The sequence below is a fragment of the Pseudomonas sp. A34-9 genome, assembly GCF_029543085.1.
GTDB lineage: Bacteria > Pseudomonadota > Gammaproteobacteria > Pseudomonadales > Pseudomonadaceae > Aquipseudomonas.
Map to the genome: position 1 here is coordinate 3,172,097 of NZ_CP119967.1, position 25,749 is coordinate 3,197,845.

The following is a 25,749-nucleotide window of genomic DNA, read 5'->3' on the forward strand; positions in this document are numbered from 1 at the left end:
CAGCCTGCGGCAGCTCCTACAGTTTCAGCAGTTTCAGCTTTTGATCATCTCCCGCACCTTGGCGGTCAGCAGGTCGAAAGTGAACGGTTTGGTGATCATCTGCATCCCTGAATCGAGGAACCCGCCACGCACTGCGGCGTGCTCGGCGTATCCGGTGATAAACAGAACCTTCAGCCCCGGACGATATTGCCGGCCGACTTCCGCCAGTTGCCGGCCGTTCATGCCTGGCAGGCCGACATCGCTGATCAGCAGATCGATACGCTGCGTCGAATTCAGAATCGGCACGGCGCTGTCGGCATCCCAGGCTTCGACGAAGGCATAACCCAATTCCCCAAGCACCGCACAAACCAGCACGCGCACGGCCGGGTCGTCTTCGACGATCAGCACGGTTTCGCCATCCAGCGCATCCGGGGCTTGTTGAATGGCGGAGTCTGGACTGGACAGTTCTTCGCCGCGAAAGCGTGGCAGGTAGAGTCTGACCGTGGTGCCCTCATCGATCTCGCTGTCGATCGAGACATGCCCGCGTGACTGCTTGCTGAACCCGTAGATCATCGACAGGCCCAGCCCGGTGCCCTGACCAATCGGTTTAGTCGTGAAAAAAGGATCGAACGCACGGTTGATGACACTTTGCGGCATGCCGCAGCCGTTGTCGGTGACACTGAGCATCACGTAATCACCGGGTTCAAGGTTGCTGTAGGCCTCGGTGAACTCGCGATTGAGCACCTGATTGCTGGTCTCGACCACGAGTTTGCCGCCGTCGGGCATGGCGTCGCGGGCATTAATGACCAGGTTGAGCAGGGCACTTTCCAGTTGATTGGGGTCCGCCTCTGCAACCCACAGCTTGTCGTTGAGGCGCATCTCCAGTTGAATGCTTTCGTTGAGGCTGCGTTGCAGCAGTTCACCCATGGACAGCACCAGGGTGTTCATCTGCACGGCTTTTGAATCGAGCGATTGCCGGCGCGAAAACGCCAGCAGGCGGTGGGTCAGACTGGCGGCACGGTTGGCCGAAGTCACGCCCAGATCGATCAGGCTGTCGAGATCGTCCAGACGTCCACGGGCCAGGCGCCGACGCAATAACTCAAGACTGCCGATGATGCCGGTCAGCATGTTGTTGAAGTCGTGGGCGATACCGCCAGTGAGTTGGCCGACCGCTTCCATTTTCTGCGACTGGCGCAGGGCTTCTTCATTGTGCCGCAGTTGCGCGGTGCGCTCTTCGACCTGTTGCTCAAGGGTTTCCAGCGTCGATTGCAGACGCCGTTCGCTTTCACTGAGGTCAACCAGCCGGTCGCGGGCCTCGTACTGTCGTCGTCGACCGCGCAATGCGGCGGAAACCAGACTGACCAGCGTCGCAGGATGAAACGGTCGCTCCAGGAACGTCACGTTGCCCAACAGATCGCTCAGGCGCGAGGAGGGGCCCTGTTCCTGACCGCCATGATGGGTCAACAGCACAATCGGCAGATCCGACCACGCCGGTTGCTGCTCCAGGTACAGGAACAGCGCCTCCAGCTCCGGCCCGCGCAAGGCTTCGGCGGCGACCAGCACCAGACCGGCACCCCGTTCAAGCTCCGTGCACAGCGAGCCCAGCCCGGGCGTGATGAGCCCGTCGTAGCCGGCCTCGTTGAGGATCATCAGCGCAATCTGGCTGTCGCGACCCACGGGCGCCAGAATCAGCGCCCGTTCGGCCAGCGCCACCTGAACCGTCACAAGATCTCTTCCTGCAACAATGGATTACTCGCGCCGAGGTAGGTGGGGACGCCTCGCAATACGCCCTGAAAGGCTTCCAGCGGTTCACCGATGGTCATGCCTTGGTTGGAAATTCGGTATTCACGAATGGTCGATTCGTGGCTGCCGGTGCGTTTCTTGATGATCGAGATCGCGCGGCGGACTTTGCCCAGTGCTTCGAAGTAGCGCAACAGAATCACCGTGTCCGCCAGATAAGTAATGTCGACCGGCGCTTGCATGTCGCCGACCAGACCATGCTGAGCGACCGTCATGAATGTCGCCGCGCCTTTGCGGTTGAGGTACAGCAACAACTCGTGCATGTGCAGCACCAGCGCGTTTTCTTCCGGCATCGCCGCCTGATAGCCGTTGATGCTGTCGATGACCACGGTTTTGATTTGACCTTCATCGACGCAACGCCGCACGCGATGGGAGAACTCGCCCGGCGACAGCTCGGCGGCGTCGACCTGTTCGATCAACAGATTGCCGGTGGCTTGCAGTGCCTTGAGATCGATGCCGATGTTTCTCATGCGCTCGAACAACAGGCCCAGTTCTTCATCGAAGATAAACAGCGCAGCCTTTTCCCCGCGTAGTACGGCAGCGGCGGCGAAGATCATCGAGATCAACGATTTACCGGTACCGGCAGGGCCGAGAATCAGCGTACTGGAACCGGTCTCGATGCCGCCGCCGAGCAGCGCGTCCATTTCCGGGATGCTGCTGGACAGTTGCAATCGCGCATACTCGCCACGATGTTCAGCCGCCACCAGCCGTGGGAATACATGCACGCCATCGCCCATGATGGTGAAATCATGGAAGCCGCCGCGATACTTCTGGCCGCGGTATTTGACCACCCGCACGCGTCGACGCTCGGCGCCGTAGTTGGGCGTCAGCTCTTCAAGGCGAATGACCCCGTGCGCCACACTGTGCACGGTCTTGTCGAGGGACTCGGTGGTCAGGTCGTCAAGCAGAAGTACGGTGGCGTTGTAGCGCACAAAGTAATGCTTGATGGCCAGAATCTGCCGGCGATAGCGCAAGGAACTCTGCGCCAGCAAGCGGATTTCCGACAGGCTGTCGAGGACCACGCGGGTGGGCTTGAAGCGTTCGACTGCTTCGAAAATCTGCTTGGTGGCTTCGCCCAGTTCCAGGTCGGAGGAGTACAGCAGGCTCTGCTGGTGCTCGGCATTGAGCAGGCTTTCCGGTGGCGTCAGCTCAAAGATCTTGATGTTGTCATCCAGCGTCCAGCCATGGGACAGCGCCCCTTGCCTTAATTCACGCTCGGTTTCCGAGAGCGTGATGTACAACGAGCGTTCGCCGGCTTTCGCGCCGGCCAGGAGAAAATGCAAAGCGACCGTGGTTTTGCCGGTACCGGGTTCACCCTCCAGCAAGAAAACATGACCGCGAGACAAGCCACCGGCCAGGATGTCGTCCAGACCTACAATGCCGGTAGCGGCTTTCGCACTGATCAACTCGTTAGATGTAGACAAAAAATGCCCTCTCATGACTAGGGGGAAGCGAGGCCGCCGGGAGAATCGGACGGCCTGATTAACTTGACCCTTTGCCGTGATGGCAGTTCCGAAATTACTTGCGAGATGTGTCGAACAAGCTGTCGAAAGTGGGTCAGAGGCCCTGCTGCAATGCCGGATCATCCGGATTGAGCTGCTCCAGCTGTGCCAACAGGATTTGCACATTCTGCAGTTGACCGCTTTCTTTCCAGTAGTTGATCAACAAGACCCGCGCTTTGCGGTCAGCGGGGTGGCGCTGGACGATTTCCTGCAATTGCTTTTGTGCCGCTTCCAGTTCCTCGGCGCTGTGCAGGGTGGTAGCGAGGTCGTAGCGATAGTCCTTGTTGTCTGGCTCAAGTTCGACGGCCTTGGACAAGCCGAGCAGGGCGTACTCCCGTTGATCGTGGTGCAGCAACCAGAGACCCAGGGCATGTTGCAAATAGGCAGAATCAGGTTGTGCCTTGAGTTGCTGGCCCAGCAGTTGCCGGGCGGCGTCGGTCTGGCCCTGGCGATCGAGGACATCGATCTGCATCACCAATGCCTGCAGATTGCCCGGTTCCAGGCGCAGGGTATTGTCGAGCGCGACCTGCGCCTCCTTGAGTTCGGCGTTGTGAAGATGCAGCCGGGCGAGTTGCGCGTAGTTGGCGGCGCTTTCCGGTTGTGCCTTGAGCGTTTGTTCCCAGCCGTCTATTGCTTGTTGCAGAGGCGCGAAATACAGACCCAGTTCATCCGGCGTCAAGCCCAGCAGGGCATTGATCGCAGCAAAGCGTACGGTGTGCTCCTCATCCTCAAGCAGGGGGCCAAGCAACAGGCTGCGTTGCCCGCCCGGCACGAGTCCCACCACACTTTTGATCGCCGCCAACCGCACTTCGGGGGCTTCGTTCTGTAGGTCAGTGTCAGCCAGTTTCAATGCCTGCGGGCTCGGGTAATTAGGCAGTTCACCATGCAGCCACACGCGGCGCTTGATCGAGATGTCCGGACGGCCCAGTTGCTGATACAGCTGACGCGCCGCGCCCGGCTCGCCGGTGCGGGCGGCATTCAGCGCTTCGCTGTAGCCGTGTTTGATCGCATCGGGTATGACCGGGGCGGTACTGCGCACAGATAACCAGGCCACGAGGATGACAAGCACAAGGCCCAGGCTGATAAGCAGGTAGCGGCGAGACTGAGGCATGCAGGTTTCCGGAACAGACGTACTTGAGCAGAGCGGCAAGCTTCGGTCAGCTCGGGCCACGAGTCAAACCCTGTGCATGCGAATCGCCCTACAAGCTGCGTCGACTCAGTTACCCGTCAGGCTTTCGATGCAGTGTCTACGCTTGCAGAAGTCGCTTCAATGAGTGTGCCCATGCCAGCCCTGTTCAATTACTTCAAGGCCGTGATCCACCCCGGTCAACCCGCTCTGCTGTTTGCCCTGCGAACCATTGTGGCGGGGTTGCTGACGCTGTATCTGGCGTTCTTGTTCGATCTCGATCAGCCGAAATGGTCGATCATGGCGGTGGTCATCGTCAGCCAGCCGTTGGCCGGGATGGCGCTGGCGCGCAGTTTCGGCCAGGTGATCGGCACGACACTCGGGGCTGCGGTGGCGGTAGTGATCATGGCGATCTTTCCCCAGGCCCCGCTGCCATTCATTACCACTCTGGCCCTGTGGCTGGCGTTGTGCACGGCCGGCGGCACGTTGCTGCGCTACACCAGCTCGCAAGCGTTTGTGCTTAGTGGTTACACCGCTGTGGTCGTGGCGCTATTGGCAATTCCCGACCAGGACGGCACGTTTCTATTGGCCGTTACGCGTGTCACTGAAACCTTGCTGGCCGTGGCGTGCGTGTGTGTCGTCAGCCTGCTGACAGCGCGCCCGCAAGCTGTGGCCAAGGGTTATTTCGCCAAAGTCGATCAAGTCATCAAACTGGCCGCCAGTCACGCAGCGGCGGTGCTTCGCACGGAAGAAAGCGAGGCCGATTTCCAGCGCCGGCAAATGCAATTGCTCGGTGAGATCAGTGCCCTCGAAGGCCTGCGCCGGCATTTGTATTTCGATGCGCCACGATTACGCAGCGCCAACCACCTGGTGCTGCTGCTGGGCAATCAACTGATGCTGTTGACCTCGCGATTGACCGCGCTGCGCCATCAGCGAGAACTCCTCACCGAGCGTTGGGAGGGTGATCTGCCGCTGGACATCCAGCGACTGCGTGCGGACGAACTGGCGCTTCTCGATCAGTTGGCGGAGCAGGGTCGATCGCTGCCCGAGCCCACACGTCACCGGTTTATCACGCTGCAGCAACAGTTCGAGGCTCTCGCTTATCAGGCTGAACAACTGACCGAAGACATGAGCGCCACATTGCGTTCACTGGCCTGGGCGTTGCGCTGGGAGCAAGCGCGGCTGTTGCAGCAACTCGAGCAGATCCTCGAATTGAGCGATGCCATCCAGGAAGGGCGCGAGGCCAGTTGCCTCTATCGCGGTCAGGTCAGCCCGCTGCATCTGGATTTCACCCTGGCGTCGATGAACGCGATCCGCGCTTTCACTGCGTTGCTGGTGGCCGGGTTGATCTGGATCGAAACCGCGGGGGACGGTGCGCGGGGCGGGATGATTCTGGTGGGAATCCTCTGCTCGCTGATGGCTACTTTTCCACGTCCACTGATAGCCGCGCAGAGTTATGCACGAGGCTTGGGGCTGGCGCTGGTGGTCTCGGCGTTCTATCAATTCATGCTGGTGCCGGCGGTCAGTGATTTCGAGCTGTTGGCATTACTGCTGGCGCCGCTGCTGTATGTGATCGCAATTGGTCTGGCCAGCCCGGCGACGGCGGGCATCGGCATGGGGCTGGGGTTGTCGAGTTTCCTGATGCTCGGTCCGCAGAATGTCGGTACCGGGCAGAACACGGCGATTCAATGGTTCGAATTCGCCGGTGCCTACGTCAGTGCGGCCATGCTCGCCCTGATCGTATATGCGTGGATTTTCCCGTTTCGCCCGGCATGGCGCCTTCGCCGTTTGTATAACGAAGCGCGCGAGCAGGTGTATGCACTGAGCAAAACCGCGGCGACCGATGAACAACAGTTCGCCTTCGAAAGCCGCATGGTGGATCGCCTGACCAGCATGCTCGGCCTGCTGCCGGCGGTGAATGGCCGCGCGATGCAGCAACTGTACGAAATCAGCCTGGCGTGTGTTGCGCTGGGTGTGGCGATGCATCAGATGCGTCAGCAGGCCCACAACAATGCGCTGCTGACAGACTCCTTCAATCAGCGTCTGGCTTCGGTAGTGCACAAAACCGGGCGTTTTGTCGCCGGGCGTCAGGATGTGCAGTTGGCGCCACTGCTGATCACACTGCACACACTGGGCGACGAACTGGATGAACTGCACGTCGCCAGTCATGAGCATGTGTGGTCGCTGTTTCGCATGCGCGTGGCCCTGTTGATCGTCGTGTCGTTCCTGCAGCGCCACGGTGACGCCATCCAGCATTCCGTCCCGGAAGGAGAAGCGGCCCTTGTCCATTGATTTCGAGATTGGCGGTGTCTATCTGCCGCCCATTGCCCAGGCGCTATTGTTGGCCATACCGATATTCATGCTGCTCGACTGGGGGTTGCGGCGTCTGGGTGTGCTGCGTCTGGTCTGGCATGAAGCGCTGTTCGAAGGCGCCTTGTATGCCTGCGTCTGTGCCACGCTGATTCTGCTGATGGGAGGCTGATGCCTTGAAAGTGTTATTCACGCGATTGATCACATTGGCAGTGGTGCTACTGGCGATCGTGCTTGGCTGGTTCGCCTGGGAGCATTACACCCGCGCACCATGGACTCGCGATGCCCGGGTCAGAGCCGATGTGGTGACGTTGTCGGCGGATGTCTCGGGGCGCATTGTCAGTCTGGCCGTGCAGGACAACCAGCATGTCGACAAGGGGCAACTGTTGATGGAGATCGACCCGGCGCGCTATAGGTTGGCGGTGGAGCATTCGCGACGTTCAGTGGAAGTGGCCAAGGCAACACTGGGCCAGTCGCAAGCGGCCATCGTTGCCAGTGAAGCCTTGCTCAAGCAGCGGCAAAGCGAAGAGCGCAGGCGGCGTACGCTCAAGCAGGGTTTCGCGATTTCCGGGGAAGAGTGGGAGAAATCCAGTACCGATGTGGCGGTGGCCCAGGCGGATCTTTTACGTAATCAGGCCAATCTCGGCCTTGCCGAAGCCAACGTGCAGTTGGCGATTGCCGCGATGACTCAGGCCGAACTGGACTTGCAGCGCACCCGCGTCGAGTCCCCGGTGAGCGGCTATGTCACCAACCTGCTGACCCGTGAGGGCGATTATGCGGTGGCCGGTGGCGCGTTGTTGGCGCTGGTCGACAGTGATTCGTTCTACATCAGTGGTTATTTCGAAGAAACCAAATTGCCGCGAATTACAGAGGGCGCTCGGGTACGCGTGCAATTAATGAGTGGGGAGACCTTTGGTGGCACAGTGCAGAGCATTGCCTTCGCCATCGCCGACCGGGAAAACGCCCCGGGAAGTCGGTTACTGGCCAACATCAACCCGAGTTACACGTGGGTAAAACTGGCACAGCGAGTGCCGGTGCGGATCGACATTGATGGCGACTATGCCGGCAAAAACCGCTTGCGTGCCGGCACCACAGCCACCGTCACAGTTCTGGAAAACTGATCCCGGTAGGAGCTGCCGCAGGCTGCGATCTTTTGCTTTTGCCTTTAAAAGAGCAGATCAAAAGATCGCAGCCTGCGGCAGCTCCTACAGAGGGAACAGTGGCGTTCGGGTGATGTGACCAGGCATAAAAAAGCCCCGCGACCGAATGATACGCGGGGCAAAAAATTTGGTTGGTTGCGGCCAACCAAAGGAGCTCTTTAACAATCGATTACTTGCTGGCGACAGTCTCCGGTTGCCAGCCGCCGCCAAGGGCCTTGTAGATCGCGACTATGCCGCGATACAGATCGACTTCAGCCTGGGCCTGACTGTCTTCGGCATTCAACCGTTCACGTTGAGCGTCGAGGAGCACGAGGAAATCAGTTGTCCCTTCGCGATAGCGGATTTCAGCCAGGTCGGCAGCCTTGCGGCTCGATTCACTTTGGCGAATCAGCGAGATCAGGCGTTGCTGACGCTTGCCGTAATCGCTGAAAGCGTTTTCCGACTCTTCCAGTGCCAGCAGTACTTGTTGCTCGTAAGTCGCCAGTGCGCCTTCGGCATCAGCATCGGCGCCACGCAAACGGGCGCGCACGCTGCCAAGGTCGAACGCCGCCCAGGTGATGCTCGGGCCGAGTGCCCAGGCGTTGGCCGCCGAGGAACCGATCTGCGAACCACGCCCGGCCGTCCAGCCGAGGAAGCCGCTAAGGCTGACCCGAGGGAACAGATCGGCTTTCGCCACGCCGATACGCGCCGTGGCCGAAGCCAGTTTGCGTTCAGCGCTGAGAATGTCCGGACGACGCTGCAGCAGTTCGCCCGGATCACCGATCGGCAAGGCCTTGGCAATCGCCGGCAAGTCTTTCGGGCTCAGATCGACAGTCAGTTTGTCCGGACGCTCGCCCAGCAGGGTGGCGATACGGTTTTTCTGCCGAACCTGTTCTGCCTGCAATTGCGGCACGCTGGCTTCGACCGAGGCCAGACGCGCATCGGCCCGTTCGACGTCGAGTTGATCGCCAACGCCGGCATCACGCAGGCTGATGGTGATCTTGCGCGACTCCTGCTGGTTGTTCAGGTTGGCCACGGCGATCTTTTCGCGCAGTTGCGCACCACGCAGTTGACCGTAAGCATCGACCAGTTCGGCAATCATGGTGACTTGCAGTTGGTAGAGATCAGCCTCAACCGCTTGCTGCTCGGCGTCGGCCGATTCCAGATTGCGCTGGATACGGCCGAACAAGTCCAGCTCCCAGGCCATGTCCAGCCCCAGGTCGTAGCGCTCACTGTTGACCCGTTTGGTGGTCTGGCCGGGGATTTGCCCCTTGGCCAGATCACTGCTGGCGCGGCTGGTGATGGTCGGCATCGCATCGTTGCTGACGTCGTCGCGGATCGCCCGGGCGGCTTTCCAGCGAGCGAATGCTACGCGCAGTTCACGGTTGCCTTGCAGCGATTGCGTCACCAACTGGTTGAGGGTCGGATCGTCGAACTGCTGCCACCAGATGCCTTCGAATTTCGAACGGTCGAAGTTCTTCTGGCCGGCGGCGCCGTCGGTGGCGGACGTGATGTTCGCCGCCTCCGTCGTCGGGGTCTTGTAGTCAGGGCCGACGGCGCAGGCACTCAGGGCCAGCACCAACAGGCTCGGCAGGAAGACTTTCAGACTCATTGGTGCGCCTCCAGTGGCTTTTGAAGAGTGAGCGCCTTGGCCGCTTTGCGCTGCTCGCCGCGTTCGACAAAGTTACGGATCAGTACGTAGAACACGGGTGTCAGCAACAGACCGAAGAAGGTCACCCCGAGCATCCCGGAGAACACTGCCACACCCATGGCATGACGCATCTCGGCACCGGCACCGCTGGAGAACACCAGTGGCACCACACCCATGATGAACGCGAAGGAGGTCATCAGGATCGGCCGCAAACGCAGACGGCAGGCTTCCAGTACCGCAGCGAGCGGGTTGAGGCCTTCTTCCTGTTTGTCCTTGGCAAACTCGACGATCAGAATCGCGTTCTTACAGGCAAGTCCCACCAGTACGATCAAACCGATCTGGGTGAAGATGTTGTTGTCACCCCCCGAGATGATCACGCCGGTGATAGCTGACAGCAGCGTCATCGGTACGATCAGGATTACCGCCAATGGCAGGCTCCAGCTTTCGTATTGAGCGGCGAGCACCAGGAACGCCAGCAATACGCAGAGAGGGAACACGAACAACGCGGTGTTGCCGGACAAAATCTGCTGGTAGGTCAGGTCGGTCCACTCGTAGGTCATGCCGTTTGGCAGTTCATCTTTCAGCAGTTTCTCGATGGCTTTCTCGGCCTGGCCGGAGCTGTAACCGGGAGCTGCCGCACCGTTGATTTCTGCGGTGATGAAGCCGTTGTAGTGCATCACGCGATCCGGGCCCGAGGTGTCGCTGACCTTGATGAAGGTCGCCAGCGGGATCATTTCGCCTTTGTTGTTGCGTACTTTCAGCTGGCCGATCTGGTCGGATTCGAGACGGAACTGTTGTTCAGCCTGAACGTTGACCTGATAGGTGCGCCCGAAACGGTTGAAGTCGTTGGCATACAGCGAGCCCAGGTAGATCTGCAGGGTGTCGAAGATGTCGCTGACGGCCACCCCGTGGGTCTTGGCTTTTTCACGGTCGATGGCGGCATCGACCTGTGGAACGTTCACGGTGTAGCTGGTGAACAGCCCGGCCAGTTCCGGCACGCTGTGGCTTTTGTTGATGATGTTCATGGTTTCTTTGTACAGCTCGTCGTAGCCCAGGTTGCCCCGGTCTTCGATTTGCAGGCGGAAACCACCAATGGTGCCCAGACCTTGTACCGGCGGTGGCGGGAAGATCGCCATGTACGCCTCTTGAATGTTCGCGTACTGGCCGTTCAAGGCACCGGCAATTGCACCGGCGGACATGCTCGGGTCTTTACGTTCGTCGAACGGTTTCAGGGTCACGAAGACGATGCCGGCGTTCGGGCTGTTGGTGAAGCCGTTGATCGACAGGCCCGGGAACGCAACGGCGCTTTCCACGCCTGGCTGTTTCAGCGCCAGGTCGGACATGCGTTTGATCACGTCTTCAGTGCGATCCAGGCTCGCGGCGTCCGGCAGTTGCGCGAAAGCTACGAGGTATTGCTTGTCCTGGCCAGGTACGAAGCCGGTCGGGGTGTTGGAGAAACCGAAGAAGGTCAGCACCATCAGACCGGCGTAGAGCAGAAGGGCGATGCCGCTGCTGCGGATAACCCGGCCCACCGTGCCGACGTAGCCATGGCTGGCGCGGTCGAAGAAGCGGTTGAACGGACGGAACAGCCAGCCACCGAAAATCTTGTCGAGCACCTTGGAGAAGCGGTCTTTCGGCGCGTCATGGCTTTTGAGCAATACAGCGGCCAGTGCGGGCGACAGGGTCAGCGAGTTGAACGCAGAGATCACCGTCGAAATAGCGATGGTCAGTGCGAACTGCTTGTAGAACTGCCCGGTGAGGCCAGAGATGAAAGCTGCCGGGATGAACACTGCACACAGCACCAGGGCCGTTGCGATGATCGGGCCGGTGACTTCACGCATCGCCCGTTTGGTTGCTTCGACCGGTGTGAGTCCGAGTTCAATGTTCCGTTCGACGTTTTCCACCACCACGATGGCGTCGTCCACCACGATACCGATGGCCAACACCAGACCGAACAGCGACAGCGCGTTGAGCGAGAAACCGAACAGGTGCATCACCGCAAACGTACCGATCAACGATACCGGCACCGCCACCAACGGAATGATCGAAGCGCGCCAGGTTTGCAGGAACAGGATCACCACCAAAACCACGAGGATCAGCGCTTCGAAGAGGGTGTGAACCACCGCCTCGATCGAGCCACGCACGAAGATCGTCGGGTCATAGACGATGCTGTAGTCCATGCCTTGCGGGAAGCCTTTCTTCAGCTCTTCCATCTTGCCGCGAACTTCGTTCGAGATGTCGATGGCGTTGGAACCCGGACGCTGGAAGATCGGGATCGCTACAGCAGGCTGGTTGTTCAGCAACGAACGCAGGGCGTATTGGCTGGATCCCAGTTCAACCCGAGCGATGTCCTTGAGGCGAGTGATTTCACCGTTGTCGCCTGCGCGAATGATGATGTTCTCGAACTCTTCCTCGGAGACCAGACGGCCCTGAGTGTTGACCGACAGCTGGAAGCTCTGGGCATTCGGGGCAGGCGGCGCACCCAGTTGCCCGGCAGCCACCTGACGGTTCTGCTCACGGATCGCGGTGACGACATCGGTCGCGGTCAGGTTGCGCGAAGCGGTCTTGTTCGGGTCGAGCCAGACACGCAACGAGTAGTCGCCCATACCGAACAACTGCACGTCACCGACACCGCCCAGACGAGCGAGCTCATCCTTGATGTTGAGGATCGCGTAGTTGGACAGGTAGAGCATGTCGTAGCGCTTGTCCGGCGAGGTCAAGTGCACAACCATGGTCAGGTCGGGCGAGGCCTTGTCGACGGTGATACCGATGCGCGTCACTTCCTCGGGAAGTTTCGGCTCGGTACGGGTCACCCGGTTTTGCACCTGCACCTGCGCGTTGTCCAGGTCAGTGCCCAGGGCGAAGGTGATGGTCAGGGTGATCTTGCCGTCGGCGGTCGACTGCGAGGACATGTACAGCATGTTCTCGACGCCGGTGATGGCCTGCTCCAGCGGAGCCGCCACGGTTTCACCGATGACTTTAGGGTTAGCGCCCGGGAAGTTGGCACGTACCACCACGGTGGGTGGCACGACTTCCGGGTATTCGCTGATCGGTAGCTGGAACAGCGAGATCGCACCGGCGATCAGGATCAACAGCGAGAGCACCGCTGCGAAGATCGGCCGTGAAATGAAGAATTGGGAAAAATTCATCGGAGTTGTCGTCCCTTAACCGCGTGGGGTCGTAGCAGCCAGCTTCACAACCGCACCGGACGCACCTTTGGCAGGGGCGACTTTGGGCAGGTTGCTGGCTTCCAGCGCTTGACGTTGTTGAGCGAGTGCCGCGATGGTCTGTTCGCTGGCCATCGGCACCACTTCCGGGGTAACCGGTGAACCAGGACGAACCCGTTGCAGACCCTTGACGATGATCGTGTCGTCCTTGTTCAGGCCGGTACGGACGATGCGCAGGCCTTCGATTTTCGGACCGAGTTCGACGGCGCGGTACGCGGTTTTGTTGTCCGCATCCATTACCAGCACGAATTTCTTGCCCAGGTCAGTGCCGACCGCTTCATCGTTGATCAGCATGGCGTTGTAGGTGCCGCTGCCGACCAGCTTCAGGCGTGCGTACAGGCCCGGGGTGTAGGTGCCATCGCTGTTGTCGAACACCGCGCGACCACGGATGGTGCCGGTTTTCGGGTTGACCTGGTTGTCGACGAAGTTCATCTGACCGAGGTGCGGGTTGCCGTCTTCGTTGGACAGGCCCATGTACACCGGGGTCGTGGCGCCGCGTTGACCGTTGCGGGCGAGCTGGGTGTATTTGAGGAACACACGCTCGTCGGCGTCGAAGTAGGCGTAGACGCGGTCGGTGGAAACCACGCTGGTCAGTGGCGTGGTGTCGGCGGTCACCAGGTTGCCGGCGGTGATTTCGGCACGGCTGACGCGGCCACTGATCGGCGCGGTGACGCGGGTGAAGCTGAGGTTCAGCTTGGCCAGATCCAGTTGTGCTTGCAGGGCACCGACGGCGGCGCGGGCTTCCTGTGCGGCGCTGGTGCGCGAATCGGCCAATTCGGCGGAAATGGCGTTGCTGGCGCGCAGACGTTCACCCCGGCCGGCTTCGTTTTCACTGCGGGTGGCGTTGGCGCGGGATTGGGCTACCAGGGCTTCGAGGCGGCGAACTTCAGCCTGGAACGGACGCGGGTCGATCTGGAACAGCAGATCGCCTTTCTTGACCAGTGCGCCTTCAGTGAAAGCGACGTCGTCGATCTGGCCGGAGACCCGTGGACGGATTTCAACGGTTTCCGGCGCTTCGAGGCGCCCGGTGAATTCGTCCCACTCGTTGACCGGTTGTTCCAGCACCTTGGCCACGCTGACTTTCGCAGCGGGCAGGGTGGCGGCAGTCTCCGGAGTCTTGCCGCAGGCGCTCATCACCAGTACGGCCAACAGGGCCAACGGGAAGCGCAAATGTTTGAATGACTGTTCCATGGATGCATCCGCCAATGTATTGAAGATGGGCGGATGATGCTTGGCGGGGTGTGATGGCACGAATCGAATGAAGCAAAGGTAACTATCATTCGGAATGATATAAGACCCGAACGAGCCCTCTAGCATGCACCTTTCGTTAGGTGGCTATCAATCTCTCCGAGAGCAATTCTGTGTTGCCCGGTGTGCAAAAGTCAGGGACGAGGCTGCGCGGCGGAGATTATGCGGGGATTAAAAATGTCGAACCCGCCATGGCGGCGGGTTCGACAGTGCGATCAGAGTTTCGGCAACTGGCCGATGCGTCCGATCATTTCAGTCACGATCTGCAGATCCAGCTGGAATTGCTCCACAGTCTTGAACTCGCCATCGGTGTGACCGGTGTACTTCACGTTCGGCATGGCCAGACCGAATTGCACGCCGTTGGGCAATTCATGCACCGAGGTGGCGCCGGCGGAGGTGCCGAACTCGTGTTTCATGCCGAGGTTTTCAGTCGACACTGCCAACAGCGCCTTGACCCATTCGCCCTCAGGATTGCGGTACATCGGTTCGGCGATCGAATAGTCGAAGGCAACGGCTACGTGGCTCTTCTTGCTCCAGGCAGCCAGTTTCTCAGCGATTTCAGCCTTGAGTTTTTCTGGCGACTTGCCCTTCGGCACGCGCAGGTTGACTGCAAGCTTGAAGGCTTTTTCATCCATGCCGACGTAGGTCAGCGACGTCGTCAGCGGACCCATGAAGGCATCCGAGAAACCGACACCGAGCTTATTGCCAAGGTAATCCAGACCCCAGTTGTCGGCGGCGTAGCGCGCGGCATCGGTGATGTGGTTGTGCTTGAGCGCGACCTTGCCATCAAGACTATTGATAAAGACCAGCATCCGCGCGACCGGGTTAATCCCGGACTCAGGTTCGGAGGAGTGCGCGGACACACCGGTCACCGTCAGTTTGACGTCCTTGCCGTCGACCTTGGCGCTCACCTGGAAATCGCCGCCATTGCGTTTGGCAAACTCGTCGCCAGCTTTTTGCAGGCTGGCGGCCAGTTCGGCAGGTTTATCGGTCACAAGTGTGGCAACCGACGCCGAAGGAATCTGGTTGGTCGCCAGGCCACCGGTCATCGAAATGATTTCCGCACCTTTGCCTTCACCTTTGCGCTTGGCAAAGTTGGCCATCACGGTGCCGTAGCCTTTCTCGGCAATTACTACCGGGTAGCCACCATCCAGCGCCAGGTTGTAGTTCGGTGTCGGATTGCGTTCGAAGTAGTACGGAATCGCATCGCCCGTGGTTTCTTCAGTGGTGTCGACCAACAGCTTGAAGTTGCGCACCAGCGGCAGCTTTTCTTCCTTGATGACTTTCATGGCATAGAGCGTGACCACGATGCCGTTCTTGTCATCCTCGGTGCCGCGACCGTACATGCGGTCGCCGATCAGGGTGATCTTGAACGGGTCGAGGCGGGTGCCATCCTTGAGCACCCAGTTTTCCGGTGTCACCGGCACCACGTCGGCATGCGCATGAATGCCAACCACTTCATCGCCACTGCCATCGAGGGAAATCTCGTAGACGCGATTATCGATGTTGCGGAATTTCAGGTTGAACGATTCGGCAAGGCTCTGGATCTTCGCCGCGATCTTGATGAATTCCGGGTTGTCATGCTGATCGACACCGTCCTTGCGATAGGTCGGAATCTCCACCAGTTCGCGCAGGGTTTCGGTGGCGGCAGCGCTGTATTTCGCTCGCGTGTAGATACCCAGCAGACGATAGATTTCGTTCTGCTGATCAGCGGTCAGCGTCTTGTTATCAAGGTAAGCGCCAATCGCCGGGCCGATGTCGGCGGTCTTGGCCAGATCACTCTTGCCCAGATTGCCAAGGAACTGGCGGAAATCTGTAACCTTGTCGGCACTGAAAGACTTGAGGATTTCAGCGCTCTGTTGCGGGGTGATATTGGCTTGCGCGGGCGCAGTAAATACGGATAGACCGGCCAGCATCAACGTGGTGGCAGCCAGTTGTTTGAAAGGGAAATTCATTAGGAAGGGCATTCCTTTGCAGGGCAGTGAGATAGGCGTGTCTCAACGCTGAGACACATACATTTACAAACTAACACCGTGCTAGAGCCTTGCGGGAGTCCTGAAAGGGGATGTGTCGCACAAAAATGCAAAAGAGGCGCACAAATGAAAAAGCCCGGGGACGGTTCCCGGGCTTTTTATGGGGGCGATTAACTGACGACCAGCGCTTCTGCAAATACCTGCGCCAGGTTCAGCAAAGGGCGGCTATCGGAAGATCTGTTCAATCATGATCCTGGAGGGGATCAATAACGTGTTCGTGTAATAGGCCTCGTACCCGTAGGCGGTTATGCGAACTTTGCACGGGATTGAGGCTTGCGACGTCAGCAACGGTTTGATGGCGTCGTAGTCATTCAAGTCGCGTTGCGTTCCATCCGGATTGGTGTAGTAAAAGATTAGATCGGAGGAAAACGTGTAATTGGGCTTGGCTTGACTGCTTGCGTTCACTCGCCCTTCGGCTTTTACCGCGATTGAATGCTCGGATGAGAATTCCGTGTCTCGATTCAGAGAGCAGATCAGGGTAGGGCTGAGCTGGTTGGCGTTTTCGTAATCATTGAAAGCATTCTGCAAATCCACGGTGGAGCTGAATTGCGCCGTGAACAGATTCGCGGGGCCGAGCTCAAACGATGATAACGTGAGGTCGGCAGGTGGAATGCTGGCCGTTTTTACGCAGCCAGTGCAGAGAGCAACGCTCAGGTAAATGACCGCGCGGAAGCTGTTCATTGGCCGAAGATACCGTTGATTGAGTCAAAAATGAGGTCGCAGGCGGACTTCGTCCCTTGCACAGGCTCTATAAACATCCAGTCAGCAGAAGCATGGTGCCTATCAATGGTTTTATTGATGGTCGGACCGGCCTCGATCATCCAACGCTCGCCGAAGTCAGCGACACCGTCAGATTGGTCAGGTGTACTGGCGTTGGCCCGGATGTTGATCCATGTTTCAGCGACCGGCGTTGGTTCAGAGAAATAGATGTCGGAACCCAGCCATACGAAGAACCCTTCACCCACTGGATCGAGTGTCACCAGATATTTGATGGTGTAACCGGCTTCGGAAAGGATCTGTGACAGATGTGCCCCGTTCCATCCGCCGAGGCTGTGGCCGACGATGTAAACCGGGCAGGATTTGCTGGGAATGTTGTCGATGAAGTGAGTCTGGATATCGCCGGAACCCCTTGCATCCTTATAGCTTTTAGGGATCCCCGTGTATTTCGCCTTCAGCTTGGCGTTGCCGGCTATTTTGGCGTCGAGCAGTTTTTGTGCGTCATCGATATTGTGGAACGCGCCCTGGAAATAGTATTTCTCTTGGTCGGCAGCCCCACCAATGAAAAAAACGATCGCCTTCTTCGCTGGAACGGGGGCCGTCTTTACCGATTGATCCTTTACGAGTGTTAACGTCGGCGTGACGGCGAGACTCGCGGTATTACCATTGGGAAGCTGGATTTGCTCTGCCGGCATGTTTTCAATCTTCCAGAAATAGTTTGAAGGTTTCTGCCACGTGTGAACTCACAACGTGCGTGAACCCCAGCGAATCACTGGTTCCGTACTCGAAACTGCCGTCAGCGCGTTGAATGGCATAGCCATGATTAGGCATGGGTTCACCGGTGCTTTCGTCGATCAGCTTGATCCTGTCGCTGAAGTGCACCGGCATCGGCAGCAGGCCGCTGAAAGGTGCCGAGACGAATGTGTCGCCGATGATGACTGTTCCGGAGCCACCCACCACGACATTGCCGTGTCCGCCCGTGCTGTCTATCGTCGCAGCGTTCAAACCGTTGATGAAGACGGTCGAGCTGACGCCCCCCGTGATTGGACTGCCGCAAGCGGACTTGTCGGTCATCCTGGCGGCAGCAAGCCCGTCAAAGTTTACGTTGGGTGAGCCACTGGCAATTGGATTGGTGCCATGTCCCGGAAGAGGGCAACTAGTAGGGTCCGAGAGGCGCGCAGCAGGTTTTCCGCTCATGGGAAGTTCCGTTTCAAGAGGTCAGATCGGGCAGCTGTGATGAATAGCCAGCGCGCAGGGCACGATGGCTATTCGTTGAGTGATGTCGTGCAGTGACGGCCGGGTAGCGGCGTTTGAATGTGCGTTCAACGCGGCGGGCCAGAGAATGGCAGCCTTAAGCAGTCGTGGTGACCGGGGCTTGCAAAGCTGTGGGGCAAGGTCCGCGAGACATTGACCCCGTGGACACCCGGACGGATGCGAGTGCTCGCCTTCAATCACACCGGTGGCGGTTGAAGAGGCGAGGGGCACAAGGGCCTGCATACATGAGGCATGCATAAAATCTTACCGTCCTTGGAAATTTCGTCGCGAAGAATGCCGCAAGTCATTGTTGCGTTCAACCCTGTTCAGGATTGCCAGCGCGGACTCAGAGGCTATCCGGATCGCCAAAAAACATCTGAATCCGCGACCGCAACCAACGCTCACCCGGATCATTGTCCTGCGACCCACGCCAGGCCATGTGCAGCTCAAACGTGCGCGTCGGCAACGGCGGATCTTCCGCACGAACGCCGCCAGCCGCTGTCAGCGCATCCGCCGTGTAATCCGGCACGGTCGCGACGATGTCAGTACCGGCCAACAATGTACTCAACCCGTTGAACTGCGGCACGGCCAACACCACATGCCGTTTGCGCCCCAGTTTCTCCAATTCTTCATCGATGAAACCACTGAGATCGCCGGCAAACGACACCAGCGCATGCGGACGCGCGCAATAGTCATCCAGGCTCAACGGGCCCGGCACGGTATCAGCGCGCAACAGTTTCGGCTGGCTGCGACGCAACACTTTGCGTTTGGCGTTGGCCGGCAGGTCGGTGGTGTAGCTGACGCCTATGGAGATTTCGCCGGAGGCCAGCAACCCGGGCATCAGGATGTAATTGACGCGGCGCACCACCAGCACGATCCCCGGGGATTCGGCGCGCAGGCGTTTGAGCAGCATCGGCAGCAGGGCGAATTCGACGTCGTCGGACAAACCGATCCGAAATACCGATGTGCTGGTCGCCGGGTCGAATTCGGCTGCACGGCTGACGGCGGTCGAAATCGAATCGAGGGCCGGGGACAGCAGGGCGAAGATTTCCACCGCGCGGGCGGACGGCTCCATGCTGCGCCCGGTGCGTACAAATAGCGGGTCATCGAACAGGCTGCGCAGGCGCGAGAGCGCCGCACTGATCGCCGGCTGCCCAAGAAACAGCTTTTCTGCCGCCCGGGTCACACTGCGCTCGTGCATCAATGTTTCGAATACGATCAACAGGTTCAGGTCGACACGACGCAGGTCATTACGATTCATCTGGAGTCCTGGCAGAGTCATCAAGCTTGACGAGAGCGGCCATATGAGAACAATGGCCGGCATGAATCTTACGGGGAAAGGCTGGTACTCTGCACCGGAAAATTCAGCTTAACTGAGACGGTGGCAGCAGTTTTTCATGGATTTTGCCAATGCCGCCCCTGCTGCGGAATCAATGACAGGCATGTCGACTATTAATAGCCACTGATGGTCTTGGGTCAAAAGCCCAGATAGAGTTCATGGCATTAGAGGTTACTTTGACGAGGTTTGCGATGTCCCGCACGATCCGTTTTCACAAGTTTGGTCCGGCCGAGGTGCTCAAATGCGAAGAGCATGCGGCCGCGCAGCCAGGTCCTGGCGAAGTGCAGGTGCGTGTCGAGGCAATCGGCATCAGCTGGTACGACACCCTTTGGCGTCAGAACCTGGCGTCGTCCCAGGCACGTCTGCCATCGGGCCTTGGCCATGAAATGGCCGGTGTGGTCACGGCCGTGGGTGCCAACGTCGAGGATCTGTCCGTCGGTGACAAGGTCGCGAGTTTCCCGGCTGAGAGCCCAAACGATTATCCGGTCTACGGCGAGTCGATTGTGCTGCCGCGTACCGCACTGACCCGTTATCCGGACGTGCTAAGCCCAATCGAAGCCAGCGTGCATTACACGCCGTTGCTGATTGCCTACTTTGCCTACGCCGATCTGGCGCGGGTCAAGCCGGGGCAATTCGCTCTGGTCACGGACGCCAGCCATTGCGCCGGTCCTTCGTTTGTCCAGTTGGGCAAGGCGATGGGCGTGCGGGTGATCGCCGCGACCAAAGAAGCCGAAGAGCGCGAGTATCTGCTGTCCCTCGGCGCTGAAAAGGTCATCGTCACTGAAGAGGAAGATCTGTTGATGCGAATCAACAAGATCACCGACAACCGTGGTGTCGACGTGGTGTTCGACGGTCTCGGCGGCCCACAGATGTCGCTGCTTGGTGATGTGCTGGCACCGCGTGGCAGCCTGGTACTTTACGGGTTGCAGGGCGGCAACCAGACGCCGTTTCCGGCCTGTGCAGCGTTCCAGAAGAACATTCAGTTTTTCGTGCACTGCATCGGCAACTTCACCGGCAAGCCAGAACTGGGCATCACTCAGGACCACGTCGCATTACAACGTGCCTTGCGTGACATCAACCAGTTGACCGCTGATCGTGTGTTGCTGCCGCTCAAGACGCGTGTATTCCCGTTCAACGAATTCGTCGAAGCGCATCGCTACATGGACGAATGCCCATGCCGCGAACAGGTTGCCCTGCAAGTCGAACCGGCGTAAGCCTTGCCATCAGAGTCCGTGGCCCCACGGACTCTTGTGCGTTTACCTCCCTCCTGAAAAACAGAGCTCTCTGGTGCAGCACACGGGGACCGTTCAGCAACTGAACTGGTTTTTGCTCTCGATCTGTATCTTCTAATCACAATGTAAGCCCTGATAATTGAATGATTACTTTCATCTCAAGGAATGAGCCATGGGTGTGCATTCAATTTGTCCTGCGCGATATCAAACGAATAAATCGATTGATCAAGCCAACTTTTGTTTAATTGTTGTAGGGCTATTCGGAAACTGCTTCTCTTTTTCTTGTACTCACTTGCCGTGGGACATTGTGGGAAGTTTCCTAGGACAGCGTCCAGAAAAAAATATTCCTGCAATTACAGTGGCTTGAGGCTGCTGGTCGGTCGCTGAATGGGTTTTTACAGCTCAAGTGTTTCAAATAACTACAAACTTGTAAGTGTTAGCATTCGAACGTCTATTACTTATTGATGAATTGTCGCCAGACTGATTTTCAGTCCGCGCGGCATGAAACTTTCGATACCGGGTAAATACCGATGAGCACGATCCATGATCAGGCAATGAACTATGTCTACCAGCAAGTATTGCAACGTTTGCTGAGTTTCTTCTCTCGCGCGGAACGCACGGCGTTGCAGTTGCTGATCCAGCGACTGGAAGTCGCCGCCGGCGGTATGGAGAACATCGGTCATTTCAAGGTTCTGGTGAACCAGTCAGGGTCGCGCGACAGTTGTTATACGCTGGCCCTTTTACGGGCTGCACAACTGACCATCGCTGGCCGATCCCCCGCGACCTTTCAGTTGCGGGTCGCCAACCTGCGTTGGAACGGCAGCAGCCAGGCGTCCCTGCAAAACATGCATCGCAGCTACAGCGCGCTGTTTCTGTATGACGATCCACGAGTCGAACTGGTTATGGTGGATCACCGCGAGGTCCTGCCGTTTGACCATCAGGCACCCATTGGCGAGGCGGGGCGTGAAGCCAACCGCATCAATCTGCTGCTGATCGGGCATCGTCGAACCTGGAACGAAACGCTCGAACTGTGGGATGACGCTTATCTGGCCACTGCCGAGTTCTACGGTCAGGTTGCCCGCTGGAACAATGGCGTCGATGCGATGGTCGGCAGTGAATCCGTGCGCCGTCAGGGTCACTTCCTTGAGGGATTGGCGCGCGCCGCGCAGAAAGCCGCGATTGCCGGGCCGCAGGTGAGTTCTCTCGGCTTTGACATGCTGTTCCCGCTTCTCGATGGACTGGGTGGCGATTATTACCGCGAGTTTTATCCCGAAGACGAGCGGGTAGCCTGGCGTCCCGAGGGTCAATTCGAGGCCTGTCGGCGCACCAGTTTCATCAGTATCAACGACATGATTGTCGGCAAGCTCGAAGAACGCTGGCCCTTGTTGAGTGATTTTCTCGGTTTCCAGGCTGATGACCTGACGCTTTATCAAGGTGATAACGAACATGTCGAACCTCTGGTAGCCGCGCATCTGCGGGGCTTGCAGGCGCACTTCATCGAGGGGCGGACCTACGAGGCTGGCGTCAGCGATTACCTGAAAAACAGCCTGATATCCATGCGGCAAAAACAGGTTCCCGAACCTGTCTGCGAACAGTTGTTGGCGAGTTTCGGCAATCTGCAGGAGCCCGAGTATCTGCGCAAGAAGGCAGAAAGCGCTCTGCTGGCCAATTTTGAACTGAATGAAACCCAGCTGACGTGCCTGCTGTTTTCACCATTCATCAATGCTGGCGACGGCCTCGAGCGGTTTTTGCGCAATTGTCACCCCGGCATGCTGGTGGCGCTGCCGGATCTGCACCGGGCGATGCAGGGCCTGCATGCGCCGGAACAGGTCATGAAATGGATGACGGATGTCAGTGGGCTTCCGGTCAAGCTGATTGTGCGCCTGTATGCAATGGGGCCTGTGCATATGCCTGCTGCCGGTGCAAAAGCCTCGCAGGACCCGGTCGTTGAACCGACAGATGATCGATCAGCGGAGGGATGAACGTGAGCCTCGTGCAGGGAGATAACGCCATGCCAACGGATGCGAGCTTGTGAAAGCGGCGAGGCAGAATGACTTTGTTTATCAGGCGGTATATCGATACCTCACGCTGCTGATAGACGAGGCGGGCAGTGGCTCGGCGGTGCGCTTGCCATCACTGCGACAATTGGCGGATCGGCTCAATGTGTCGATCTCGACGGTCCAGTACGCCTATTCGCTGTTGGAAAAGGAAGGCAGGGTCTATTCAATCGCCAAATCCGGATACTACGCGCAAGCGCTGCACGTGTCGGACTCACCCGACAGTGGCAGTGATTTGCTGGAAACCGTTTACGTCAATGCCAGGCGCCCGGGCATGTGTGTGCTGAGCGCCGATGAGCCGGCCTCTCTGCAACCGCTGGACAGTCCATTACTGATGCTGGAGCGGGAACTGCTGCGTCAATATCCGCGCCAGCCGCAAGCGCTCCTGCAACCTTGCGGAGAGCTTGAACTGCGCACGGTAATGGCCGCGCGTTATACCTCGTCGACCGCCAATTACTGGCGTGCGGATGACGTCTACATCGGCGCTGATCTGCGCGGTGTCCTGGACATTCTGATTTCCGTGCTCGAGTTGCGTCGCGCCACCGTGGTCGTCGAATCGCCCTGTGACTGGGTGATCCTGCGTCTGCTGGAAGCCTGCGAGGTGCGTGTTATCGAACTGCCGTTTGCCGGTGGCGTGATTGATCTGCAGCGGCTGGAGTCGGTGCTCAAGAGTGAGTCGGTGCGTTTGATCCTGTTGTCTTCGGCGTTGAGCATGCCACGGGGTAGCCTGATACCGCTGAGCAACCAACAGGCCGTCGCGCATTTGCTCGGGCGCCATGGCACTTGGGTGCTGGAAAACGATTGTTACAGCGAACTCCACGAAGGAGGGGACGCCCAACGATTGCGCGACTGGCTGGACCCCGATCGTCTGCTGGTGTTTTCCACGTTCGAGAAGTTCATCGGTGCCGAGGCACCTTTCGGCATATTGCTCTCACGGCAGTGGCGCAACGAGTTGCAGCGGCATTTTCTGTTGCGCGCGTTTCGCTTGTCGCCGATCCGTCAGAAGGCCGTTGCCAGGCTGGTGGCGGGTGGTCGGCTGGATCAGCATTTGTTGATACTGCGACGAATGCTCAAGGAGCGTCGCACGCAATTGATTGAGCTATTGCGCGAACGTCTCGGCGATGCGTTGCAGGTTGTCGAACCACAAGGTGGCGCGACCGTGTGGGTGCGTTCTTTGCGGCCGGTCAACATGGCGCAAGTGTTCCAGCGCCTGTTGAGGCAGCAGATCATTATTGCGCCGGGCGAGCTGTTCAGCTTGCAAGGCCTGCATGCGCAGCATGTGCGGTTGAGCCCGCTGAGCCACGGCGAGCATGACCTGACCCGCGTGGTCGGCCTGCTCGGTGACGCCTTGCGCCTGGCACCCGGTGAATAACGTTAAAAAACATCGGGAGTGTCCCGGATAGATCCCATCGCACTGCGGTCAAACTGCCAGTAAACTGCGCTCTATTCCTGAACCACTCTATTTCAGAGGTTTTGCATGACACTCAGTCCTTTTGCGGGCAAACCGGCACCGGCAGAATTGTTGGTCGATATCCCGCGACTGGTAACGGCTTACTACACCGGACAGCCCGACGCCTCGATTTCCACTCAGCGTGTGGCGTTCGGTACATCCGGGCACCGGGGCAGCTCGTTCGACTTGAGTTTCAACGAGTGGCACGTTCTGGCCATCAGCCAGGCGATCTGCCTGTACCGCGAAGCCCAGGGCATCACCGGGCCGTTGTTTGTCGGCATCGACACCCACGCACTGTCGACTCCGGCCGGAGCCAGCGCGCTGGAAGTTCTGGCCGCCAACGGTGTGACCGTGATGATCGCCGAAGGTGATGAATACACGCCGACGCCGGCCATTTCCCACGCCATTCTCTGCTACAACCGTGGCCGCACCTCGGGCCTGGCGGACGGCATCGTCATCACGCCGTCGCACAACCCGCCACAAAGCGGTGGTTACAAATACAACCCAACCAACGGCGGGCCGGCCGACACCCATATCACCAAATGGATCGAAGCCAAGGCCAATGAACTGCTGGCCGCCAAACTCGCCGGTGTGAAACGCATCAGTTACGAGCAGGCGCTAAAGGCCAGCACGACGCATCGCCACGATTACCTGAATACCTACGTAGCCGACCTGATCAACGTGATCGACTTCGACGCCATTCGTGACGCCAAACTGCGACTGGGCGTTGATCCGCTGGGCGGAGCAGGGGTGCGCTACTGGTCGGCGATTGCCGAGCATTACCGCCTCGATCTGCAAGTGGTCAACAAGGAAGTCGACGCGACGTTCCGTTTCATGACCGTCGACTGGGATGGCCAGATTCGTATGGATCCGTCGTCCAGCCACGCGATGCAAGGGTTGATCGGCTTGAAAGAGCGTTTCGACGTCGCTTTTGCCTGCGACCCCGATCACGACCGTCACGGCATCGTGACGCCGTCCGGTGGTTTGCTCGCGCCGAACAATTATCTCGCCGTTTCGATCGATTACCTGTTCCAGAACCGCCCGCAGTGGCGTGCGGACGCCGGCGTGGGTAAAACCGTGGTCAGCAGCGGTCTGATCGATCGCGTGGCCAAGCGCTTGGGGCGTCGTCTGTACGAAGTTCCGGTCGGTTTCAAATGGTTCGCCGACGGCCTGTTCGACGGCTCGCTGGGCTTCGGCGGCGAAGAAAGCGCGGGCGCATCCTTCCTGCGCAAGGACGGTGGCGTGTGGAGCACCGATAAGGATGGTCTGATCCCGGCGTTGCTCGCCGCTGAAATGACCGCACGCACCGGTCGCGACCCGAGCCAGGCCTACAAGGCATTGACCGATGAGCTGGGCGAACCGTTCTCGGTGCGCGTCGATGCCAAGGCCAATCCGGAGCAGAAAGCGTTGCTGAGCAAGTTGGCGCCTGCGCAGGTCACCTCGACGGAACTGGCCGGCGAGAAAATCCAGAGCATTCTCAGCCATGCACCGGGCAACGATCAGGCGATTGGCGGTCTGAAAGTGATGACTGAAAACGGCTGGTTCGCCGCGCGTCCGTCGGGCACCGAAGACATCTACAAGATCTACGCCGAAAGCTTCATCAGTGACGACCACCTCAAGCAATTGGTCGTTGAAGCGCAGACGTTGGTGGACGGTGCTATTTCCAGCAAGTGAAGCAATAAGTG

General features: G+C 58.8%; 18 protein-coding genes. 7 read left to right on the plus strand and 11 right to left on the minus strand.

The window, feature by feature from the left end:
- Positions 1–33: 33 nt before the first annotated feature.
- From P3G59_RS14130 to P3G59_RS14140, 3 genes are all read right to left on the minus strand, one after another.
- Positions 34–1,704 carry an ATP-binding protein gene (locus P3G59_RS14130; RefSeq protein ID WP_277762042.1) on the minus strand — a complete coding sequence of 557 codons (1,671 nt, stop codon included), beginning with the start codon at positions 1,702–1,704 and terminating at the stop codon, positions 34–36.
- Positions 1,701–3,203: an ATPase domain-containing protein gene (locus tag P3G59_RS14135; RefSeq protein WP_277762043.1), complete on the minus strand. Its 1,503-nt coding sequence runs from the start codon at positions 3,201–3,203 to the stop codon at positions 1,701–1,703. The genes P3G59_RS14130 and P3G59_RS14135 overlap by 4 nt, the downstream gene beginning before the upstream one ends.
- Positions 3,204–3,336: 133 nt before the next feature.
- The gene (locus P3G59_RS14140; protein WP_277762044.1) at positions 3,337–4,392 is read right to left on the minus strand and encodes a tetratricopeptide repeat protein; all 1,056 of its coding nucleotides are present in this window, start codon (positions 4,390–4,392) and stop codon (positions 3,337–3,339) included.
- A 171-nt stretch (positions 4,393–4,563) separates the two neighbouring features.
- On the opposite strand from P3G59_RS14140, the gene P3G59_RS14145 reads away from it, so the two are divergent.
- Genes P3G59_RS14145 through P3G59_RS14155 form a run of 3 tightly spaced genes read left to right on the plus strand, consistent with a single transcriptional unit; the run spans position 4,564 to position 7,838 of the window.
- Complete coding sequence (locus tag P3G59_RS14145; protein WP_277762045.1) at positions 4,564–6,699, plus strand: FUSC family protein; 2,136 nt, start codon at positions 4,564–4,566, stop codon at positions 6,697–6,699.
- On the plus strand, positions 6,689–6,889 hold the full coding sequence (locus P3G59_RS14150; RefSeq protein WP_277762046.1) for a DUF1656 domain-containing protein: 201 nt from the start codon (positions 6,689–6,691) through the stop codon (positions 6,887–6,889). The genes P3G59_RS14145 and P3G59_RS14150 overlap by 11 nt, the downstream gene beginning before the upstream one ends.
- A gap of 4 nt (positions 6,890–6,893) precedes the next feature.
- Positions 6,894–7,838, plus strand: coding sequence for an HlyD family secretion protein (locus tag P3G59_RS14155; RefSeq protein ID WP_277762047.1), 945 nt, complete (start codon positions 6,894–6,896; stop codon positions 7,836–7,838).
- Positions 7,839–8,046: 208 nt separating this feature from the next.
- On the opposite strand, the gene P3G59_RS14160 is transcribed toward P3G59_RS14155, so the two are convergent.
- From P3G59_RS14160 to P3G59_RS14195, 8 genes are all read right to left on the minus strand, one after another.
- On the minus strand, positions 8,047–9,468 hold the full coding sequence (locus tag P3G59_RS14160) for a TolC family protein (RefSeq protein WP_277762048.1): 1,422 nt from the start codon (positions 9,466–9,468) through the stop codon (positions 8,047–8,049).
- Positions 9,465–12,656, minus strand: coding sequence for an efflux RND transporter permease subunit (locus P3G59_RS14165; protein ID WP_277762049.1), 3,192 nt, complete (start codon positions 12,654–12,656; stop codon positions 9,465–9,467). Before P3G59_RS14165 ends, P3G59_RS14160 begins: the two co-directional genes overlap by 4 nt.
- A gap of 15 nt (positions 12,657–12,671) precedes the next feature.
- The gene (gene mexE / locus P3G59_RS14170; protein WP_277762050.1) at positions 12,672–13,925 is read right to left on the minus strand and encodes a multidrug efflux RND transporter periplasmic adaptor subunit MexE; all 1,254 of its coding nucleotides are present in this window, start codon (positions 13,923–13,925) and stop codon (positions 12,672–12,674) included.
- A gap of 272 nt (positions 13,926–14,197) precedes the next feature.
- A complete protein-coding gene (locus tag P3G59_RS14175) occupies positions 14,198–15,937 on the minus strand; it encodes a dipeptidase (RefSeq protein ID WP_277762051.1) in 1,740 nt (579 codons plus the stop codon).
- A 243-nt stretch (positions 15,938–16,180) separates the two neighbouring features.
- Complete coding sequence (locus tag P3G59_RS14180) at positions 16,181–16,696, minus strand: hypothetical protein (protein ID WP_277762052.1); 516 nt, start codon at positions 16,694–16,696, stop codon at positions 16,181–16,183.
- The gene (locus P3G59_RS14185; RefSeq protein ID WP_277762053.1) at positions 16,693–17,427 is read right to left on the minus strand and encodes an alpha/beta hydrolase; all 735 of its coding nucleotides are present in this window, start codon (positions 17,425–17,427) and stop codon (positions 16,693–16,695) included. Before P3G59_RS14185 ends, P3G59_RS14180 begins: the two co-directional genes overlap by 4 nt.
- A gap of 4 nt (positions 17,428–17,431) precedes the next feature.
- Positions 17,432–17,929, minus strand: a complete 498-nt coding sequence (locus tag P3G59_RS14190) for a PAAR domain-containing protein (RefSeq protein WP_277762054.1) — start codon at positions 17,927–17,929, stop codon at positions 17,432–17,434.
- Positions 17,930–18,332: 403 nt separating this feature from the next.
- A complete protein-coding gene (locus tag P3G59_RS14195; protein ID WP_242489501.1) occupies positions 18,333–19,247 on the minus strand; it encodes a LysR family transcriptional regulator in 915 nt (304 codons plus the stop codon).
- 269 nt (positions 19,248–19,516) lie between these two features.
- On the opposite strand from P3G59_RS14195, the gene P3G59_RS14200 reads away from it, so the two are divergent.
- The 4 genes from P3G59_RS14200 (at position 19,517) to pgm (ending at position 25,738) form a co-directional block, all read left to right on the plus strand.
- Positions 19,517–20,539 carry a zinc-dependent alcohol dehydrogenase family protein gene (locus P3G59_RS14200; protein ID WP_277762055.1) on the plus strand — a complete coding sequence of 341 codons (1,023 nt, stop codon included), beginning with the start codon at positions 19,517–19,519 and terminating at the stop codon, positions 20,537–20,539.
- Between the two features lie 548 nt (positions 20,540–21,087).
- Positions 21,088–22,539 carry a hypothetical protein gene (locus P3G59_RS14205; protein WP_277762056.1) on the plus strand — a complete coding sequence of 484 codons (1,452 nt, stop codon included), beginning with the start codon at positions 21,088–21,090 and terminating at the stop codon, positions 22,537–22,539.
- Positions 22,540–22,588: 49 nt separating this feature from the next.
- The gene (locus P3G59_RS14210; RefSeq protein WP_277762057.1) at positions 22,589–23,986 is read left to right on the plus strand and encodes a PLP-dependent aminotransferase family protein; all 1,398 of its coding nucleotides are present in this window, start codon (positions 22,589–22,591) and stop codon (positions 23,984–23,986) included.
- A gap of 105 nt (positions 23,987–24,091) precedes the next feature.
- Positions 24,092–25,738 (plus strand): phosphoglucomutase (alpha-D-glucose-1,6-bisphosphate-dependent), encoded by a 1,647-nt coding sequence (gene pgm, locus P3G59_RS14215; RefSeq protein WP_277762058.1) that lies wholly within the window; start codon positions 24,092–24,094, stop codon positions 25,736–25,738.
- The last annotated feature ends 11 nt before the right edge of the window (positions 25,739–25,749 follow it).